General features: G+C 42.2%; 20 protein-coding genes and 1 riboswitch. Of the genes, 13 read left to right on the top strand and 7 right to left on the bottom strand.

Annotated elements, in window-relative coordinates:
- Nucleotides 1–17: 17 nt before the first annotated feature.
- Nucleotides 18–350, bottom strand: coding sequence for a hypothetical protein (locus tag N8O43_RS03395; RefSeq protein ID WP_042768763.1), 333 nt, complete (start codon nucleotides 348–350; stop codon nucleotides 18–20).
- A 26-nt stretch (nucleotides 351–376) separates the two neighbouring features.
- Nucleotides 377–931, bottom strand: a complete 555-nt coding sequence (locus N8O43_RS03390) for a TetR/AcrR family transcriptional regulator (RefSeq protein ID WP_198459279.1) — start codon at nucleotides 929–931, stop codon at nucleotides 377–379.
- A gap of 132 nt (nucleotides 932–1063) precedes the next feature.
- Between N8O43_RS03390 and N8O43_RS03385 the strand changes: the two genes are divergently transcribed.
- On the top strand, nucleotides 1064–1954 hold the full coding sequence (locus tag N8O43_RS03385; protein WP_261089434.1) for a cation diffusion facilitator family transporter: 891 nt from the start codon (nucleotides 1064–1066) through the stop codon (nucleotides 1952–1954).
- A gap of 33 nt (nucleotides 1955–1987) precedes the next feature.
- Here N8O43_RS03385 and galR read toward each other — a convergent pair whose 3' ends face one another.
- Nucleotides 1988–2992 (bottom strand): DNA-binding transcriptional regulator GalR, encoded by a 1005-nt coding sequence (galR, locus tag N8O43_RS03380; RefSeq protein ID WP_049491335.1) that lies wholly within the window; start codon nucleotides 2990–2992, stop codon nucleotides 1988–1990.
- Between the two features lie 164 nt (nucleotides 2993–3156).
- Here galR and N8O43_RS03375 point away from each other — a divergent pair, with 164 nt between their 5' ends.
- The 3 genes from N8O43_RS03375 to N8O43_RS03365 all read left to right on the top strand — a co-directional run bounded on the left by N8O43_RS03375 (nucleotide 3157) and on the right by N8O43_RS03365 (nucleotide 6309).
- Nucleotides 3157–4335, top strand: a complete 1179-nt coding sequence (locus N8O43_RS03375) for a galactokinase (protein ID WP_261009619.1) — start codon at nucleotides 3157–3159, stop codon at nucleotides 4333–4335.
- 18 nt (nucleotides 4336–4353) lie between these two features.
- Nucleotides 4354–5835, top strand: a complete 1482-nt coding sequence (locus N8O43_RS03370) for a UDP-glucose--hexose-1-phosphate uridylyltransferase (RefSeq protein ID WP_261089433.1) — start codon at nucleotides 4354–4356, stop codon at nucleotides 5833–5835.
- A gap of 69 nt (nucleotides 5836–5904) precedes the next feature.
- On the top strand, nucleotides 5905–6309 hold the full coding sequence (locus N8O43_RS03365; RefSeq protein ID WP_000651223.1) for a PaaI family thioesterase: 405 nt from the start codon (nucleotides 5905–5907) through the stop codon (nucleotides 6307–6309).
- 28 nt (nucleotides 6310–6337) lie between these two features.
- Here N8O43_RS03365 and N8O43_RS03360 read toward each other — a convergent pair whose 3' ends face one another.
- The 4 genes from N8O43_RS03360 to N8O43_RS03345 all read right to left on the bottom strand — a co-directional run bounded on the left by N8O43_RS03360 (nucleotide 6338) and on the right by N8O43_RS03345 (nucleotide 10100).
- Nucleotides 6338–7600, bottom strand: a complete 1263-nt coding sequence (locus tag N8O43_RS03360; RefSeq protein ID WP_001194477.1) for a nucleobase:cation symporter-2 family protein — start codon at nucleotides 7598–7600, stop codon at nucleotides 6338–6340.
- Nucleotides 7600–8181: a xanthine phosphoribosyltransferase gene (locus tag N8O43_RS03355; RefSeq protein WP_261089432.1), complete on the bottom strand. Its 582-nt coding sequence runs from the start codon at nucleotides 8179–8181 to the stop codon at nucleotides 7600–7602. The genes N8O43_RS03360 and N8O43_RS03355 overlap by 1 nt, the downstream gene beginning before the upstream one ends.
- Before the next feature lie 363 nt (nucleotides 8182–8544).
- Nucleotides 8545–8640, bottom strand: a riboswitch (purine riboswitch).
- Nucleotides 8641–8874: 234 nt separating this feature from the next.
- Nucleotides 8875–9261 (bottom strand): bleomycin resistance protein, encoded by a 387-nt coding sequence (locus N8O43_RS03350; protein WP_261089431.1) that lies wholly within the window; start codon nucleotides 9259–9261, stop codon nucleotides 8875–8877.
- A gap of 11 nt (nucleotides 9262–9272) precedes the next feature.
- Nucleotides 9273–10100 (bottom strand): exodeoxyribonuclease III, encoded by an 828-nt coding sequence (locus N8O43_RS03345; protein ID WP_261089429.1) that lies wholly within the window; start codon nucleotides 10098–10100, stop codon nucleotides 9273–9275.
- A gap of 219 nt (nucleotides 10101–10319) precedes the next feature.
- Between N8O43_RS03345 and N8O43_RS03340 the strand changes: the two genes are divergently transcribed.
- From N8O43_RS03340 to N8O43_RS03300, 9 genes are all read left to right on the top strand, one after another.
- Nucleotides 10320–11219, top strand: coding sequence for a CPBP family intramembrane glutamic endopeptidase (locus N8O43_RS03340; protein ID WP_261089426.1), 900 nt, complete (start codon nucleotides 10320–10322; stop codon nucleotides 11217–11219).
- The gene (locus N8O43_RS03335) at nucleotides 11203–11490 is read left to right on the top strand and encodes an autorepressor SdpR family transcription factor (protein WP_261089425.1); all 288 of its coding nucleotides are present in this window, start codon (nucleotides 11203–11205) and stop codon (nucleotides 11488–11490) included. Before N8O43_RS03340 ends, N8O43_RS03335 begins: the two co-directional genes overlap by 17 nt.
- Complete coding sequence (locus N8O43_RS03330) at nucleotides 11471–12112, top strand: SdpI family protein (protein ID WP_261089424.1); 642 nt, start codon at nucleotides 11471–11473, stop codon at nucleotides 12110–12112. Before N8O43_RS03335 ends, N8O43_RS03330 begins: the two co-directional genes overlap by 20 nt.
- 126 nt (nucleotides 12113–12238) lie before the next feature.
- Nucleotides 12239–12694: a DUF3290 domain-containing protein gene (locus N8O43_RS03325; protein WP_261089423.1), complete on the top strand. Its 456-nt coding sequence runs from the start codon at nucleotides 12239–12241 to the stop codon at nucleotides 12692–12694.
- Nucleotides 12691–13326 carry a DUF421 domain-containing protein gene (locus N8O43_RS03320; protein WP_254754194.1) on the top strand — a complete coding sequence of 212 codons (636 nt, stop codon included), beginning with the start codon at nucleotides 12691–12693 and terminating at the stop codon, nucleotides 13324–13326. The genes N8O43_RS03325 and N8O43_RS03320 overlap by 4 nt, the downstream gene beginning before the upstream one ends.
- A gap of 159 nt (nucleotides 13327–13485) precedes the next feature.
- Entirely contained in the window at nucleotides 13486–15231 is a 1746-nt protein-coding gene (locus N8O43_RS03315) for an ABC transporter ATP-binding protein (protein ID WP_261089421.1), read from the top strand.
- The gene (locus tag N8O43_RS03310; protein ID WP_261089420.1) at nucleotides 15221–16963 is read left to right on the top strand and encodes an ABC transporter ATP-binding protein; all 1743 of its coding nucleotides are present in this window, start codon (nucleotides 15221–15223) and stop codon (nucleotides 16961–16963) included. Before N8O43_RS03315 ends, N8O43_RS03310 begins: the two co-directional genes overlap by 11 nt.
- A 130-nt stretch (nucleotides 16964–17093) precedes the next feature.
- Nucleotides 17094–17786, top strand: coding sequence for a sugar transferase (locus N8O43_RS03305; RefSeq protein WP_261089419.1), 693 nt, complete (start codon nucleotides 17094–17096; stop codon nucleotides 17784–17786).
- 148 nt (nucleotides 17787–17934) lie between these two features.
- Nucleotides 17935–19161 (top strand): DegT/DnrJ/EryC1/StrS family aminotransferase, encoded by a 1227-nt coding sequence (locus tag N8O43_RS03300; RefSeq protein WP_261029019.1) that lies wholly within the window; start codon nucleotides 17935–17937, stop codon nucleotides 19159–19161.
- The last annotated feature ends 700 nt before the right edge of the window (nucleotides 19162–19861 follow it).

Genomic DNA, 19861 nt, shown 5'->3' with positions numbered 1-19861 from the left:
GATGATCCTTTTTTGTGTTAGAGCAAAATGAATAATACCGTAATGACAATAGCGCTCGTTATACGAACGATGTGGTGCGAGATATGTTGTTTTTCTTTCTGTTGGCCGTTCCAGTAGGCACCATAGCAGACGATACTCGAACCCACAATCCATAGAAGAATGGTTGCAAGTGGGACGAAGTAAAAGATGGCTAGAGCCAGAGAAGTGAGGCAACTGCCGACCAAGATGCATGTGTTTCCCAGACTGTAGTTCTTTTGTTTCATAGCTGAAAAAGCAGCAGCAAGATGAAGCAGTGAGAAGGCGAGAGCTAGTACAATTGTTAGTATTCCTAGAATCATCGAAGTTAACATAGTTGGTTCCTTTCTGAGTTACAGGCTTAGTTATCAAGTGGAGTTGTAGAGGTCATCTCCATTACATCAAGGTAAAATCTCACCACTTGGTCTTCGGTATAGGATTGTCCTTTTTTTAGCCACCAAGTTAGGGTCTCGATAAAGTTCGTCACAACAAAATGCTGGAGGTAGGAGGCCGGAATGTTTGGATAGGCCTCTTGCAAGTCATCCGCTACCATGGGATAAACGTGGTGTTCGAGTTCCTTGTGTAGTTGGCGGAGGAAGTAGTCGTTTTTGGAAAAAAGGAGACTGGTAACATGGTCCTGGTTTTTCTGAAAATGTAAAAAGATATGTGCGAGGTAGTCCTCGGTAGTAAAGTGTCCTTCCCTTTCAAAGAGATGATGAAAGAGGTAGCGACAGAGCTCATCTAAAAGGAGTTCCTTGCTTTCATAGTGACAGTAAAAAGTAGAACGCCCAACATCTGCTAGGTCAATGATATCCTGAACAGTAGTGGCATCATAGCCTTTGTCGTTCAAAAGTTGTAAAAAAGCTTGATAGATGGCTTTTTTCGTCTTGCTGACTCGACGGTCTCTTTTTGGCATGTAGACACTTGAGACAAACTGTTCAGAACTGAACATGGCTGACAGTTTGCTTCTATCCTTTCTTTGAATTTTATTAGATAATACAAATGAAAGAAGTATGTATATACCCATTATACCAAAGGAGGGAGAGAAATGAGTTCTAAAACATCTATCTGGTTAGCTTTTTTCTTAAATTTAAGCTATGCGATTGTTGAGTTTATCGCAGGAGGAATCTTTGGTTCGAGTGCAGTTCTTGCTGATTCCGTTCATGACTTGGGAGATGCTATAGCCATTGGCATCTCAGCCCTTTTAGAAACAATTTCAAACCGTGAAGAAGATAGACAGTACACCTTGGGTTACAAACGTTTTAGTCTTTTAGGAGCCATGCTAACGGCTGTGATTCTTATGATAGGGTCTGTCCTAGTGATCTTGGAAAATGTCACAAAGATTGTTCACCCGCAACCCGTCAATGAGGAAGGCATCCTCTGGCTGGGAATCATTGCAGTAGCCATTAATGTGCTAGCAAGTCTGGTAGTTCGTAAGGGGAAAACAAAGAACGAGTCAATTCTTAGCCTGCATTTTTTGGAAGACACTCTTGGTTGGTTGGCCGTCATTCTAATGGCGATTATTCTTCGATTTACGGACTGGTATATCCTCGATCCGCTTTTATCACTAGTTATTTCTATCTTTATTCTGTCGAAAGCCATTCCTCGCTTTTGGAGCACACTGAAAATTTTCCTAGATGCTGTGCCAGAAGGAGTCGAGACAAGTGATTTGGAGAAGGATTTAGAGGCTCTACCCAATGTCAACAGTGTCAATCAACTTAGCATTTGGTCCATGGATGGTCTAGAGAATAATGCTATTGTTCACATTTGTATCAAGGACTGGGAACAGATGATGGAAACCAAAGAAGTGGTGCGTCAATGTTTAGAAGAAAGAGGCGTGCAGAATATCACTATTGAAGTAGATAGCAGTCAAAGCAATCATGCGCAACATAAGCGGAGGGTGAGAGAATTAGAGCAGAAGCATGGGCATCATCATTAGAAAAGCGACCTCGCTAGAGGTCGTTTTGTTATCCTATTCATTCCTTGTACTTTCTCTCAGAGTCAGTCTGGTTCCCAGCATGGTCAAGCTGGGGATTTTGCGACCGTGGAGTACTTCCTTATTAAGAATATCCATGCCTGCTCTGCCCATTTCTTCGGTATAGACGGTGATGCTGGAGAGGGGAGGATAGACTTGCTTGGTCAGACTAGTGTCGTTAAAGGAAATGAGGCTGACGCGGTCTGGTAGGCTGATTCCAGCTTCTTGGAGCGCACGGAGGGCACCGATGGCTAAACTATCGCTAGCTGCGAAAAAGGCTGGTGGGAGTTGGTCTCCTAAGTTCTGAATAGCCTCCTTCATTAAGTCATAGCCAGACTGGGCAGTAAAGCTTCCTTGAAAGACCAGTTCATCATGATAGATTCCTTTTGTTTGACTGTAGTTTCTGAAATTTTCCAGCCGCTTATCCTCAATGATTTCTTCTTGGTCTGTTGTTTCCTCAAGCCCTGTTAGAATCCCGATACGGTCCATCCCTTGACTGAGGAAATAATCGACAACCTGTTTCATGGCAGTGTAAAAGTCCGTGATAATGCAGGTATGTCCTAGTGAAAGAGTATCACTGTCTAGAAAGACAAGAGGCTTTTGGTATTCTTCAAAGGCAGAGATCTGAGCTCGACTAAACTTTCCGATGCAGAGAATCCCGATGACTTCCTCGCTCAGTGTAAAAGGATGGTCATTAAAATAGCGTAAAATATCATAGTCCAGTTCTTGGGCTCTTTTTTCTATGCCTAGGCGAATCTGGTAGTAGTAGAGGTCGTCCAGTTCCCCTTGTTCGCTGACCCATTGGATAATGGCAATCTTTTGCTTGGGCTTGTGGGACTCGCCTGTCTTGAGGTGCTTAGTGTAGCCCAACTCTTCAGCAACGGTTAAAATACGGTGTCTGGTTTCTTCTGTAACAGATAGGCTCTGGTCGCGATTGAGGACGCGGGATACGGTCGCGATAGAGACAGAGGCTAGCTGTGCAATGTCTTTTAATGTAGCCATAAATCCTCCTTCTTTTAAGTTAGTATATCATATTTTTCTGCCTTTTACCGATAGTATAGTAAAAGTTTAGTAAAAAGGATTGACCTTGGGAAATCCCTTGGATACAATAGAAGAAAACGATTACACGTTAAGACGACTTAACGGACAGTAAAAGGAGAAATCATATGACACAACATCTTACTGCTGAAGCTCTTCGTAAAGATTTTCTTGCTGTTTTTGGTCAAGAAGCAGACCAAACATTCTTTTCACCAGGTCGTATCAATTTGATTGGTGAACACACGGACTACAACGGTGGACATGTTTTCCCAGCTGCTATTTCCTTGGGAACTTATGGGGCGGCTCGCAAGCGTGACGACCAAGTTTTGCGTTTCTACTCAGCCAACTTTGAGGACAAGGGCATTATCGAAGTGCCTCTTGCTGACCTCAAGTTTGAAAAAGAGCACAACTGGACCAACTATCCAAAAGGAGTTCTTCATTTCTTGCAAGAAGCTGGGCATGTGATTGACAAAGGTTTTGATTTTTATGTTTATGGGAATATCCCAAATGGTTCTGGCTTGTCTTCTTCAGCATCATTGGAACTCTTGACAGGGGTCGTGGCAGAGCATCTCTTTGATTTAAAATTAGAGCGTCTCGATTTGGTTAAAATCGGAAAACAAACAGAGAATAACTTTATCGGAGTCAACTCTGGTATCATGGACCAGTTTGCTATCGGTATGGGGGCTGACCAACGTGCTATTTACCTAGATACCAACACCTTAGAGTATGACTTGGTGCCACTTGATTTGAAGGACAATGTCGTTGTTATCATGAACACCAATAAACGCCGTGAATTGACGGATTCTAAATATAATGAACGCCGTGCTGAGTGTGAAAAAGCAGTAGAAGAACTACAAGTGGCTTTGGACATTCAAACCTTGGGTGAATTGGACGAATGGGCTTTTGATCAATACAGTTATCTAATTAAAGACGAAAATCGTTTGAAACGTGCTCGCCATGCTGTGCTTGAAAACCAACGTACCCTTAAAGCGCAAGCAGCCCTTCAAGAAGGTGATTTGGAAACATTTGGTCGTTTGATGAATGCGTCACACGTTTCCCTAGAGCATGACTATGAAGTAACTGGTTTGGAATTAGATACTCTTGTTCATACAGCTTGGGCACAAGAAGGAGTTCTCGGTGCTCGCATGACAGGGGCAGGTTTTGGCGGATGTGCCATTGCTTTGGTGCAAAAAGATGCTGTTGATGCCTTTAAGGAAGCTGTTGGCAAACACTACGAGGAAGTAGTTGGCTACGCTCCAAGCTTCTATATCGCTGAAGTTGCAGGTGGCACTCGCGTCCTTGACTAGTCAAAAGGAGGCTCTATAGTGACCTTAGTAGATAAATTTGTAACACATGTCATTTCTGAAAGTTCATTTGAGGAAGTGGATCGAATCTACCTGACCAATCGTGTCTTGGCACGAGTGGGAGACGGTGTTTTGGAAGTTGAGACCAATCTGGATAAATTGATTGACCTCAAGGACCAGCTGGTTGAGGAAGCCGTTCGATTAGAGACGATTGAGGATAGTCAGACTGAGCGTGAAATCCTTGGTGCTGAATTGATGGACTTGGTGACTCCTTGTCCGAGTCAGGTCAATCGTGACTTTTGGGCAACCTACGCCCACTCTCCTGAGCAGGCGATAGGTGATTTTTACCAGCTCAGTCAGAAAAATGACTACATCAAACTCAAGGCCATTGCTAAGAATATTGCTTATCGTGTTCCATCTGACTACGGAGAACTTGAAATTACCATCAATCTCTCTAAGCCTGAAAAGGATCCAAAGGAGATTGCGGCAGCCAAGTTGGTGCAAGCTAGTAATTATCCTCAGTGTCAGCTTTGTCTAGAGAATGAGGGATACCATGGTCGAGTCAACCACCCAGCCCGTAGCAACCACCGTATTATCCGTTTTGAAATGGCTGGTCAGGAGTGGGGCTTCCAGTATTCGCCCTATGCTTATTTTAATGAGCACTGTATTTTCTTAGATGGCCAGCATCGTCCCATGGCCATTAGTCGTCAGAGTTTTGAACGTCTGTTGGCTATCGTAGAGCAGTTTCCAGGATATTTTGCAGGCTCTAATGCCGACTTGCCGATTGTGGGGGGCTCTATTCTAACTCATGATCACTATCAGGGAGGCCGTCACGTATTTCCTATGGAATTGGCTCCCTTGCAAAAGACCTTTCGATTTGCAGGTTTTGAGCAGGTCAAGGCTGGGATTGTCAAGTGGCCAATGTCAGTGCTGCGTTTGACTTCGGATTCCAAAGAGGATTTGATCAACTTAGCTGACAAGATTTTGCAGGAATGGCGCCAGTATTCAGATCCAAGGGTGCAAGTCTTGGCAGAAAGTAATGGAACACCACACCACACCATTACACCCATTGCTCGTAAACGCGATGGACAGTTTGAGTTGGACTTAGTCTTGCGAGACAATCAGATTTCTGCAGAACATCCTGATGGCATCTATCATCCCCACAAGGATGTCCAACATATCAAGAAGGAAAATATCGGCTTGATTGAGGTCATGGGCTTGGCAATCTTGCCACCACGTCTGAAAGCAGAAGTTGAGCAAGTAGCTAGCTATCTTGTAGGAGAAGCGGTTACAGTTTCCGATTATCATCAGGAATGGGCAGACCAACTTAGAGCCCAACATCCAGACCTAACAGATAAAGAAAAAGCCCTTGAAATCGTTAAGGACTCTGTTGGTGCTATCTTTGCGCGTGTGCTTGAGGACGCAGGAGTCTACAAGCAGACAGAACAAGGACAGGCAGCCTTTATGCGCTTTGTGGAGCAGGTCGGAATTTTGCCAGACTAGGAGCTTTCTCCTTGCACAGTCCTATAAAAAGTAGTATCATAGTGTCGTTTGAAATATCAGGAGGAAACGATGAAAGACTTTCATTTTGACGCTATATCTGCCTTTGAAAATTACGAAATTGAACAAATGAGAGATGGTCACGTTGTGGTGACGACCAAAGTAGTGGACTCGTCTCTCAACTACTATGGCAATGCCCATGGTGGCTATCTCTTTACCCTTTGCGACCAGATCAGTGGTTTGGTGGTCATATCTCTGGGGCTTGATGGAGTGACGCTCCAGTCTTCTATCAACTACCTCAAAGCAGGAAAACTCGACGATGTGCTGACCATTAAAGGAGAATGTGTCCACCAAGGACGCACAACCTGCGTCGTGGATGTCGATATCACCAATCAAGAAGGCAGAAATGTCTGTAAAGCAACCTTTACCATGTTTGTTACAGGCCAAAGGTCAGAAGACAGACAGGTAAGGATATAACATAAAAAGAGGCTCGCACCTCTTTTTCTTATTTCTTTTTATGATTTAATACGGCATTGAGGACAATAGCGAGTAGGCTAGCTACAACGATTCCGTTTGAGAAGAACATTTGGAAGGCTGTCGGCATGCTGACAAAGAGATTACTGTTGTTGAGTCCGACACCTGCAGCGATTGAAACTGCTGCGATAAGGAAGTTGTGTTCATTGTTAGCAAAGTCAACACGAGCGAGGATTTGCATCCCTTGAATCGATACAAAACCAAACATCACCAGCATAGCACCACCGAGGACAGGGCTCGGAATGATTTGGGCAAGGGCGCCAAACTTAGGAAGCAGTCCAAGGAGAACGAGGAAACCAGCTGCGTAGTAGATTGGCAGGCGAGTCTTGATACCTGATAATTTAACCAAACCAACGTTTTGTGAAAATCCTGTGTAAGGGAAGGTGTTAAAGATTCCTCCGAGAAGTACGGCCAAACCTTCTGCGCGGTAACCGTTGCGAAGGCGCGTGCTGTCGATTGGGTCTTTCGTGATATCAGACAAGGCTAGGTAAACACCAGTCGACTCAACCATAGACACCGTTGCGATGATACACATCATGACAATCGATGAGATTTCAAAGGTTGGCATTCCAAAGTAGAGGGGAGTTGGGACATGGACAAGTGGTGCTGCCGCAACAGGAGAAAAATCAACCAAGCCCATGCTAGCAGCAATGGCAGTTCCAACAACCAGACCAATCAAAATAGAGATAGACTTGATAAATCCTTTAGTAAAGATGTTAATCAAAAGGATAATCAAAACAGTGATAGCTGCAAGCAAGAGACTTTGACCAGTTGGCTCTGGAACGTTATTTCCCATATTTCCAATAGCGACAGGAATCAAGGTTAAACCAATCGTGGTAATAACAGATCCTGTTACGATAGATGGGAAGAGATTGGCTACTTTTGAGAAGATGCCTGAAACAAGAACTACGTAAATCCCTGATGCGATAAGGGCACCAAACATAGCGCCACTTCCATGGCTTTGCCCAATCATAATCAAGGGAGCTACCGACTGGAAGGCAACTCCAAGAACGACTGGGAGTCCAATCCCAAAGTATTTGTTGAGTTGGAGTTGGAGGAAGGTTGCCACACCACACATGAAGATATCTGTGGAAATCAGGTAAGTCAACTGCTCAGCTGAATAGCCAAGGGCTGTAGCAATCATGATGGGAACCAGGATAGATCCTGAGTACATGGCTAGTAAGTGCTGCAAGCCAAGAACGGCTGCTTGTGAATGTTTTTCTTGAGTTTGCATTAGAGATCTGCCTCCTTAAATACGACTTGACCATTTTCAAAACGATCCAAACGAGCAAGTGATAGGACGGGGTAACCTGCTTTTTCAAGCAAATCACGGCCATCTTGGAAGGATTTTTCAATCACAATACCGATAGCTTCGACTGTGGCACCAGCTTGTTCGATGATTTGAATCAAGCCTTTGGCAGCTTGGCCGTTAGCAAGGAAATCGTCGATAATCAATACCTTGTCCTCTGGTGAGAGGAATTTTCCAGCGATAGAAACGGTGCTGGTTACCTGTTTGGTAAAGGAGTAAACTTGGGCAGTTAAGATACCTTCGTTCATAGTGATGTTCTTAGCTTTTTTAGCAAAAATCATGGGAACGTTTAAGACTTCAGCTGTAAAAATGGCTGGGGCAATACCTGACGCTTCAATGGTCACGACTTTGGTAATACCAGCAGAAGCAAATTTTTCCGCAAAAACCTTACCGATTTCTCGCATCAATTGATAGTCAACTTGGTGGGTTAAAAAGGAATCCACCTTGAGGATGTTATCACCCAAGATATGCCCATCCTTGAGGATGCGCTCTTCTAATAATTTCATAAGACCTCCTAAAGTCTAAAAGCTAATTTACTTGTTATTTAAATGTTTCTATAGTGATCCCTTTTGCTAGTACTATATATTTGATAAAACTAGTACGAGCGAAGCGAGTTTTATCAAATATTTCCCGTTGTAGTGGTATCATAGACAATAATCTTGTTATTGTCTATGACGGGATTTTTGAGACTTTTGGCTCAAAAATTAGGGATGAAATTCCGAAGGAAGTTGCTCCCGTCCGCACTAATTAAGGGAAATATTAAAAATATTTAGTTTACAATTAAAGGAGTGCTTTAACAAAAATATTCAAAAAGGACCTACTTAATCTCTAAGTAAGTCCCCAAAATAGGCATGGCAAAAACGACCATACCTCACTTCTGACTTACTTATTGTTAGGTGTTCCGGCACCTTGTAGAAACGTCGCGCCAATTCACGACATAAACAAGTAAAACGATATTTAATTTTAAATAGGCTTGAGCCAATGTTTTTATTTTACACTAAATAACTTTAGAAATCAAATATTTTGTTAGTGTTTTTGGTTTAAAAAACGAACAAATATAATAAAAATGGGGAAAAATTAACTTATTGGCTAACATTTAGAAGGTTTTTCCATCATAAAAGGGCATATTATTAGGTTTTTAAACACCTGACAATATGCCTTTTTCTAACTTTAAAGACTTTTTCCCAATCTTTATTATTCTACTCGCTAAATCTTAAAAAATAACCATCTGGATCCAAAATCGCAAATTCATGGGGATATATAAAGCTATCTCCTACTCGAAATTCTCTTTTTGTCAGCGGACGATGGATAGGATAGTCAGCTTCCAGCAGTTTTTGGTGGAGCTGAGGGACATCTTCAATGCCAAAGGAAATATTGACACCGCGCCCGAAAGGATAGGTTAGTTGGGCTAATTCTTCTGAGCCGCCTTCTTCTAGCATAAGTTGGCAGTCTTCAAGCGAGAGGAAGAGAAATTTCTCCTCTGGACGCTCGTATTCGACAGAAAATCCCAGCAAGTCGCAGTAGAAGTGGCGTGACTTTTCGAGGTCAGATACTACAAATTCAGGAATGACAGCTTGATAGTCCATTAGCTTTCTCCTTAGAGCTCAATTTCCAATACAATCGGCGTGTGGTCTTGGCGCGCACCAGAGTCAATCATATCAGACTTGGTCACCTTGTCAGCGATGCGGTTACTTGTGAGCCAGTAGTCGATTCTCCAGCCTGTATTGTTGATTTTAGAAGTTTTGCTGCGTTGTGCCCACCAAGTGTAGCGTTCTGGAACATCGCCATGAACATGACGGAAAGTATCTGTAAATCCAGTTGCCAAAAGGTTGGTAAATCCAGCACGCTCCTCGTCGGTAAACCCTGGTGAACGGCGGTTGCTAGCAGGATTTGCAAGGTCGATCTCATTGTGGGCCACATTGTAGTCACCGGTCGCAAGGACTGGTTTTTCTTTGTCTAGTTCAGCCAAATACTCCGCATATTTGACATCCCAGATTTGGCGTTCTTCCAAGCGTTTGAGACCGTCGCCAGCGTTTGGTGTGTAAACTTGCGTTACGAAAAATTCATCAAATTCCAAGGTGATGATGCGGCCTTCCAAGTCCATGGTAGAAGGGGCACCTATTTCTGGGAAGCTGACAGTGGGTGTGAGTTCTTTCTTATAGAGGAACATAGTACCAGCATAGCCTTTACGGGCAGGTTCTTGGGAAGAGCGCCACGTGTTTGCGTAGCCTGGGAAGAGTTCCTCTAAAATTTCCAGATGTTTTTTTGTAGGCCCCTTGGCAGAAAGCTTGGTTTCTTGGATAGCAATGATATCAGCATTTTCAGCGACCAAGGTTTGTAGGACTTCTTGGGACAATTTGGCACGAGCTGAGTCACTAGTTAGGGCAGCGTTTAGGGAATCAATATTCCATGAGATAAGTTTCATAAAGTTACCTTTTTCATTCAGATTATAGATTTTATTATACCAAAAAAAGGTCTATTTCCCCAACGTATGGTTTGAAAATTACTCTTTAGACTTTATCCTGAGAAAATAAAAATTCCCTAAACTATTTAGAAAAAAATCTAAATAGATCTTGTGTTTAGAATGGAAAGGTGTATAATGTTATTTAGAAAAACATCTAAATAGAAAGTGAAGTGTACAAATATGTCAAATAAGAGAACAAGCCTTCTCTTTGTGGTCTTGGCTTATGCCCTTGCTTGGATAATATGGTTGACACTATGGCTAAGTGGTGTTGGTCTAAATTCTCCATGGAGTCAACTTGCTAGTATTGTAGCCATGTGGATGCCTGCACTTGCAGTCTTTATTTTAGGGAAAATCACGAATCAACCTAGTGGAATCAAATCTAAATTAGTTGTGAATCTCAAGAGCAACTGGCGCTTTTACTTACTAGCTATCTGGTTCCCAGCAGTTATCAGTTTTTTAGGAGCGGGACTTTATTTTCTTGTATTCCCTAGCAATTTCAGCCTTGGTTTTGAATCTATTCAAGCTATTTTACAAGAAAAAGGAGTCCTTCAATTACCGTTCCCCTTATCTTTCTTGGCCTTGATTCAAATCCTAGCTAGTTTGACCTACGCTCCTTTTCTTAATAGTTTCTTTGCATTGGGAGAGGAAATTGGTTGGCGTGGCTATCTTTACCCAGCTCTAAGAGGACGCTTTTCAATAGTCCAGACTCATGTCTTGCTTGGTCTCATTTGGAGTCTTTGGCATCTACCAATCAATTTGCAAGGCTATAATTATGGACTATCTTATTTTGCTTATCCTGTTTTGGGAGTTGTCGCCATGTTTCTATTTTGTTTTAGCGTAGGAATATTGTTGAGCTGGTTGTTGGAAAAGACAGGTTCTATCTGGGCCTCTGCCCTATTTCATGGGGCAATCAATGCAACTGCAGGTATTGGTTTACTCTTTCAATTACCAGGAGAAAAAGTTTCAAGCCTCTTGATTTTAGGCCCATCACCGACAGGAATGCTATCAGTTCTACCTTGCTTAGTCCTAGCCCTACTAATATTACAAAGGGAAAGGAGTCATTATGAGTTTTGCAAATAGCTTTAAAGCCTTATCTCATCCAGTTAGGAGAGAGATTTTGAATTTACTCAAAGCAGGTAGATTATCTGCAGGAGAAATTGCCGGTCAATTCGAGTTGACTAGTGCAACTATTTCACATCATCTCACGATTTTGAAAGCAGCGGATTTGATTCATGAAATGAAAGAAAAAAACTTTATTTATTATGAGTTAAATACATCGGTTTTAGAGGATATAATGGTTTGGTTAGCAGATCTGAAAGGAGATCATTTTGATGAAGATAAAAATCAATAAGAAATTGGTATTATTTACGAGCATTCTCATCCTACTACCTTCCCTTGTAGGTTGTGTTTTCTGGAATCAATTACCAGAGGAGATACCCACTCATTTTAATCTACTGGGTCAAGCGGATGGCTACAATCATAAAATGTCTGCTATCTTTGGATTACCGACTCTCATGCTTTTGATGCATTGGTTGCTTCTATTTTTAATGATTAAGGATCCTAAATCTAGCAATATCAGTTCAAAAATACAAGTTTTGATTTACTGGATTATTCCTTTTATATCTTGTCTATTAATGATTTCTATCTTCGGAGAATCTTTGGGTTATTCCATGATGAGTGGGCTACTAGCTCAGATTTTTATGGGAGTCGTGATGATCGTAATTGGAAATTATCTACCAAAAACACACCGAAATTATATAATCGGTATTCGACTACCGTGGACCTTGGAGAATGATGAAAACTGGAGAAAAACGCATCGTCTAGCTGGAAAAATTTGGGTATTAGGAGGATTGTTATTGTTTCTAAATTCCTTTGTGCAACTATATGTTTACTGGGTATTCTTCTTGACACTTTTCTTTGTAGTGATAATTCCTAGTGTCTATTCTTATCAATTATCAAAATTAGAATCTTGAAACAGGTATTTGAGTCATTAGTTTGAGAAGTTGGTCTGATATGTCTATTTCCCCAACGTATGGTTTGAAAAATCACCCTCTTTCGTTTATAATGAAGAATGATTTTATGAAAGGGAGTGAAAATAAATGAAATTTTACTCATATGACTATGTACTTAGCCAAATCAGTCAGCAAAATGGAATGATGATTGGCTTTGGGATTGTGCTCCTAGCTATCACAGGATTTTTTGCTTTTAAGGCTTATCGTGATAAAAAGGGAACTAAGTTTCGGGAATTGGTCATGATTTTGGCCCTGACTTTGGTAGCCATGCTTTTGGTGACAATTTCAAAATACCAGACCAATCAAGCCTCTAACAACCAATTTCAAACTTCCCTTCATTTCATAGAGGTTGTTTCCAAAGACTTGGGAGTGGATAAATCAGAAGTTTACGTCAATACTTCAGCTGCCACTGATGGAGCGCTTGTCAAGGTAGGTCCAAATTTCTACCGCGCTATGAACGGGAGCCAACCAGACAAGTATCTTTTAGAGAAATTAGAATTGCATCAAACAGACGCTATTGAGTTGGTGGAGGTAAGCAAATGACACTCAACTATATGGAAATTTTAATCAAACTGGCCTTGGGTCTTTTCTCGCTGGTTTTCGTAATCAATGTGACAGGAAAGGGGAACCTAGCACCTAACTCTGCGACAGACCAAATTCAGAACTATGTTCTTGGTGGTATCATCGGTGGGGTGATTTACAATAGTTCTATCAGTATTCTCCAGTATGCAGTGATTTTGATGATGTGGACGATTTTGGTCTTGACCCTCAAATGGCTCAATAACAATGTTCGTTTTGTCAAACGCTTGATTGATGGGAAACCAACTCTTCTTATCAAAAATGGGCAGATTGACCCAGAAGCCTGTCGTTCAGTTGGCTTGTCTGCGGCAGACGTTGCTCTCAAACTTCGTAGCCAAGGGATTTTCCAGATGAAGCAAGTTAAACGAGCTGTGCAGGAGCAAAATGGCCAACTCATCGTGGTCCAAATGGGAGATGAAAATCCTAAGTATCCAGTTGTGACTGACGGTGTGATCCAAGTAGATGTTTTGGAATCGATTGGTCGTAGCGAAGAGTGGCTACTTGATAACCTCAGCAAACAAGGGCATGACAATGTAGCCAATATCTTTATCGCTGAGTATGACAAGGGTGTCGTCTCAGTCGTAACTTATGAATAAGAAAAACCTGGGGTCTCGTACTCTTCGAAAATCTCTTCAAACTGCGTCAACGTCGCCTTGCCGTACTCAAGTATAGCCTGCGGCTAGTTTCCTAGTTTGCTCTTTGATTTTCATTGAGTATTGGCCTCAGGTTTCCATTTGCAATCAGAAAGGGATGTTATGTCCATTATTCAAAAACTTTGGTGGTTTTTCAAGTTAGAAAAACGCCGTTATCTAGTCGGGATTGTGGCCCTGGTCTTGGTTTCCGTCCTCAATCTCATTCCCCCTATGGTCATGGGGAGGGTCATTGATGCCATTACATCGGGGCAATTAACTCAGCAGGACCTTCTTCTTGACCTATTTTACTTGCTCCTTGCGGCCTTTGGGATGTACTATTTGCGCTATGTTTGGCGGATGTATATTCTAGGGACTTCCTACCGTTTGGGACAGATTATGCGCTCTCGCTTATTTGAGCATTTCACAAAAATGTCTCCAGCCTTTTATCAGACCTATCGTACAGGGGACCTGATGGCACACGCCACCAACGATATCAATGCCTTAACCCGTCTCGCAGGTGGCGGAGTCATGTCTGCGGTGGATGCCTCCATCACAGCTTTAGTGACCTTGCTGACCATGCTTTTTAGTATCTCCTGGCAAATGACCTTGGTTGCCATTCTTCCCCTGCCTTTCATGGCCTATGCGACCAGTCGTCTAGGTAGAAAGACTCACAGAGCCTTTGGAGAGTCCCAAGCTGCCTTTTCTGAACTCAATAACAAGGTGCAGGAGTCCGTATCAGGTATTAAAGTGACCAAGTCTTTCGGTTACCAGGCGGACGAGTTGAAGTCTTTCCAGGCAGTCAATGAATTGACCTTCCAAAAGAATCTCCAAACCATGAAATACGATAGTCTCTTTGACCCTATGGTTCTCTTGTTTGTTGGTTCATCCTATGTTTTAACGCTTTTGGTCGGTTCCTTGATGGTTCAGGAAGGGCAAATCACGGTTGGAAATCTGGTTACCTTTATCAGTTACTTGGATATGTTGGTCTGGCCTCTTATGGCCATCGGTTTCCTCTTTAATATTAGCCAGCGAGGCAAGGTTTCTTATCAGCGGATTGAAAATCTTTTGTCTCAGGAATCTCCAGTAAAAGACCCAGAGTTTCCTTTAGATGGTATTGAAAATGGACGTTTGGAATATGCCATTGACAGCTTTGCCTTTGAAAATGAGGAAACACTGACAAATGTTCACTTTAGTTTTGAAAAAGGGCAAACACTGGGCTTGGTCGGTCAGACAGGCTCAGGGAAAACATCCTTGATTAAGCTTCTCTTACGTGAGTACGATGTGGATAAGGGTGCTATTTACCTAAACGGTCATAACATTCGTGACTATCGTCTGACGGACCTTCGCAGTCTCATGGGCTATGTTCCTCAGGATCAGTTCCTCTTTGCGACTTCTATCTTAGACAATATCCGCTTTGGGAATCCTGATTTACCCCTTTCAGCGGTCGAGGAAGCAACTAAGCTAGCTCAAGTTTACCAAGATATTGTAGACATGACTCAGGGATTTGATACAGTTATCGGTGAAAAAGGAGTCAGTCTTTCTGGTGGGCAAAAGCAACGTCTGGCCATGAGTCGGGCTATGATTTTAGACCCTGATATCTTGATTTTAGATGATTCCTTGTCAGCCGTGGATGCCAAGACAGAGTATGCGATTATTGACAATCTCAAGGAGACGCGCAAGGACAAGACAACCATTATCACAGCTCATCGTCTCAGTGCGGTTGTCCATGCAGATTTGATTTTAGTTCTGCAAAATGGCCAAATTATCGAACGGGGCACGCACGATGATTTGCTAGCTTTAGATGGCTGGTATGCCCAAACATACCAGTCTCAGCAGTTGGAAATGAAAGGAGAAGAAGATGCAGAATAAACAAGAACAATGGGCTGTATTGAAGCGCTTGATGTCTTATCTTAAGCCTTATGGTCTTCTGACCTTTTTGGCACTCAGCTTGCTCCTAGCGACTACGGTCATTAAAAGTGTCATTCCCCTTGTGGCTTCCCACTTTATTGACCAGTATCTCAACAATCTTAACCAACTGGCCGTTACCGTTTTGCTGGCCTACTATGGCCTTTATATCCTACAAACTCTAGTTCAGTATGTCGGCAATCTTCTCTTTGCGCGGGTGTCCTACAGTATTGTCAGAGATATTCGTCGCGATGCCTTTGCAAATATGGAGAAACTGGGTATGTCTTATTTTGACAAGACGCCAGCAGGCTCCATCGTTTCTCGTTTGACAAATGATACCGAGACCATCAGTGATATGTTTTCGGGGATTTTGTCTAGCTTTATCTCAGCAGTTTTCATTTTTCTGACAACCCTTTACACCATGTTGGTGCTGGATTTTCGTTTGACAGCTTTAGTCTTGCTCTTTCTCCCCTTGATTTTCCTTTTGGTCAATCTCTATCGGAAAAAATCAGTCAAGATTATCGAGAAAACCAGAAGTCTCTTGTCAGATATCAATAGTAAGCTGGCAGAGAATATTGAGGGAATCAGGATAATCCAGGCATTTAATCAAGAGAAGCGCCTGCAGGCAGAATTTGACGAGATCAACCTAGAACACTTGGTCTATGCCAACCGTTCTGTGGCCTTGGATGCGCTCTTTTTGAGACCTGCCATGAGTTTGCTGAAACTCTTAGGTTACGCCGTTTTGATGGCCTACTTTGGCTACCGTGGTCTTTCTATCGGGATAACAGCCGGAACCATGTATGCCTTTATCCAGTACATCAATCGTCTCTTTGATCCCCTGATTGAAGTGACGCAAAACTTTTCAACCCTTCAAACTTCCATGGTGTCTGCAGGTCGTGTCTTTGCCTTGATTGACGAGAAGACCTATGAGCCTCTTCAAGAAAATGGCCAGGCTGAGGTCAAAGAAGGCAATATCCGTTTTGAACATGTGTGTTTCTCATATGACGGTAAACATCAGATTCTGGATGATATTTCTTTCTCTGTTAATAAGGGTGAAACCATTGCCTTTGTAGGGCATACAGGTTCTGGGAAATCTTCGATTATCAATGTCCTCATGCGCTTTTATGAATTCCAGTCAGGGCGAGTTCTCTTAGATGGTGTGGATATTAGAGACTACAGTCAGGAAGAGTTGAGAAAAAACATCGGTCTGGTCTTGCAGGATCCCTTCCTCTATCATGGAACCATCAAGTCCAATATCGCCATGTACCAAAAAATCAGTGACGAAGAGGTCCAGAATGCAGCTGCTTTCGTGGATGCAGATTCCTTTATTCAAGAACTTCCTCAGGGTTATGATTCCCCTGTTTCTGAGCGTGGGTCGAGCTTCTCTACTGGTCAGCGTCAGCTTCTTGCCTTTGCCAGAACAGTCGCCAGTCAGCCTAAAATCCTGATTTTGGATGAAGCGACAGCCAATATTGACTCTGAAACAGAAAGTTTGGTTCAAGCTTCTCTGGCGAAGATGAGACAGGGACGGACAACCATTGCCATCGCTCACCGTCTTTCGACCATCCAAGACGCCAACTGTATCTATGTTTTGGACAAGGGGCGCATTATCGAGAGTGGAACCCATGAGGAACTCTTGGCTCTGGGAGGAACCTATCACAAGATGTATAGTTTGCAGGCCGGGGCCATGTCCTAATACTCTTTGATTTTCATTGACCGTAAGAAGGAAATCCTTCAAATTACAGATTTCTTTCACCGCCTTTTCCATTTTGTGGTATAATGAAAAATGTTGACAAATAGTATAATAAAAACAAAGGAGAAACAGCATGCTGAAATGGGAAGACTTGCCCGTGGAAATGAAATCAAGCGAGGTTGAGTCTTACTACCAGCTTGTCTCTAAAAGGAAGGGTTCGCTGATTTTTAAGCGTTGCTTGGACTGGGTTCTAGCCTTGGTCGTACTGGTTCTGACCTCTCCCATCTTTCTCATCTTGAGCATTTGGATCAAATTGGATAGCAAGGGGCCAGTGATTTACAAGCAAGAGCGCGTGACCCAGTATAACCGTCGGTTCAAGATTTGGAAGTTCCGTACCATGGTAACGGATGCGGATAAAAAAGGAAGTCTGGTGACTTCTGCTAACGATAGCCGCATTACCAAAGTGGGAAATTTCATCCGCCGTGTCCGTTTGGACGAACTACCTCAGTTGGTCAATGTCCTTAAAGGTGAGATGTCTTTTGTCGGGACACGACCTGAAGTGCCTCGCTACACGGAGCAGTATAGCCCTGAAATGATGGCGACCTTGCTCTTACCAGCAGGGATTACCTCTCCAGCCAGCATCAACTACAAGGATGAGGACACCATCATCAGTGAAATGACGGAGAAAGGTCTGTCAGTTGACCAGGCCTATGTCGAACATGTCCTTCCTGAAAAGATGCGCTATAACCTCGCCTATATCCGAGAGTTTAGTTTCCTTGGAGATATCAAAATCATGTTTCAAACCGTGTTTGAAGTGCTAAAATAAAGTAGTCATGAGAAAATGATACTCTTCGAAAATCAAATTCAAACCACGTCAGCTTCGCCTTGCCGTACTCAAGTACAGCCTGCGGCTAGTTTCCTAGTTTGCTCTTTGATTTTCATTGAGTATGAGTACAGATAAAAGGAGCAAATCAATGCCAAATTACAATATTCCATTTTCACCACCCGATATTACGGAAGCAGAAATTGCTGAAGTAGCGGATACCCTGCGTTCTGGTTGGATTACAACAGGTCCTAAGACAAAAGAACTGGAGCGTCGCTTGTCTCAATACACACAGACGCCCAAGACTGTCTGTCTTAACTCTGCGACTGCCGCGCTTGAGTTGATTTTGCGCGTCTTGGAAGTTGGACCTGGTGATGAAGTCATCGTTCCAGCCATGACTTATACAGCTTCATGTAGTGTCATCACGCACGTAGGAGCAACTCCTATCATGGTGGATATCCAAGCAGATACGTTTGAGATGGACTATGACTTGCTTGAGCAAGCCATTACTGAAAAGACTAAGGTGATTATTCCGGTTGAGCTTGCGGGGATTGTTTGCGACTATGACCGTTTGTTCCAAGTCGTGGAGAAAAAACGTGACCTCTTTACCGCTTCAAGCAAGTGGCAAAAGGCCTTTAACCGTATCGTGATTGTTTCTGATAGTGCCCATGCTTTGGGATCAACTTATAAAGGGCAACCTGCTGGTTCTATCGCTGACTTTACTTCCTTCTCATTTCATGCCGTTAAGAACTTTACAACGGCAGAAGGTGGAAGTGCGACTTGGAAAGCCAATCCAGCGATTGATGACGAAGAAATGTACAAGGAATTCCAAATTCTTTCCCTTCATGGTCAAACTAAGGATGCCCTAGCCAAGATGCAACTGGGTTCATGGGAATACGATATCGTCACACCAGCCTACAAGTGCAATATGACAGATATCATGGCTTCCCTTGGTTTGGTACAATTGGGCCGTTACCCAAGTTTGCTAGAACGTCGTAAGGACATCGTGGACCGTTATGATCATGGTTTTGCAGGTTCTCGTATCCATCCATTGGCACACAAGACTGAAACTGTCGAATCTTCACGCCACCTCTACATCACCCATGTAGAAGGAGCGAGCTTAGAAGAACGCAATCTTATCATCCAAGAATTAGCTAAAGCGGGAATTGCAAGTAATGTCCACTACAAACCGCTTCCGCTCTTGACAGCCTATAAGAATCTTGGTTTTGATATGGCGAACTATCCTAAGGCCTATGCCTTCTTTGAAAATGAAATTACACTCCCTCTTCACACTAAATTAAGTGATGAAGAAGTGGACTATATCATTGAGACTTTCAAAATAGTTTCTGAAAAAGTACTAGCTTCATCAAAAAAATGACAAACTACAGTCAAGTAATAGTGATTCTGTTTCTAAAAAGTCTAATTGAGTGTAAAACTGTTGTTTTCAATTGAAAGTCCTATAGTAAAATGAAATAAAAACAGGACAAATCAATCAGGATAGTCAAATTAATTTCTAGCAATATTTTAGAAGCAAAGGTGTACTCTTATAGTTTCAATATACTGTATGGTTTGAAATGAGATGTGAGCAATTTGGTGTAGCATTTAGAATTTTTATTAGGCATCATTTAGAAAATGTAGTGTCTTGTTCTAGTTTTCAATTCACCCTATTTTTTGAAAGACGCGAGTTTCCACGAATGAGGTTGTGGAAACTCGCGTCTTTCTTTTTTGTTTTCAGAATATTGTTCAAAGTTTTTGAGACTATTTTTCATGTTCTAGTCATTCTTTTGAAATAATCTATAAAACACGTGTCTGCAATGATTTATATGTCCTATTCCAGTATTTTAAAAGAACTGCGTCTATTTTTATAGAGCTTGAATCTAGCTTTTATAGAAAATCTATTTAAGAAATATATTGTATTGTTTTGATTTCAATCCGCTATATGAACGATATTCATGTAAATATACCTGGCGAATGCTTGCATGACAAGATATTTGTTCTTGTATTTATAAATTAGTATTTTACGAGATGTCAACATGCTTTAAATACAGTGAATAGGATATTTTTATGTTCAAGCTAAG

Source organism: Streptococcus mitis (assembly GCF_946190335.1).
In the GTDB taxonomy this organism is placed as follows: Bacteria; Bacillota; Bacilli; order Lactobacillales; family Streptococcaceae; genus Streptococcus; species Streptococcus mitis_CH.
Note: the sequence above shows the minus strand (reverse complement) of the source record. Positions and strands in the feature narration are given on the sequence as shown.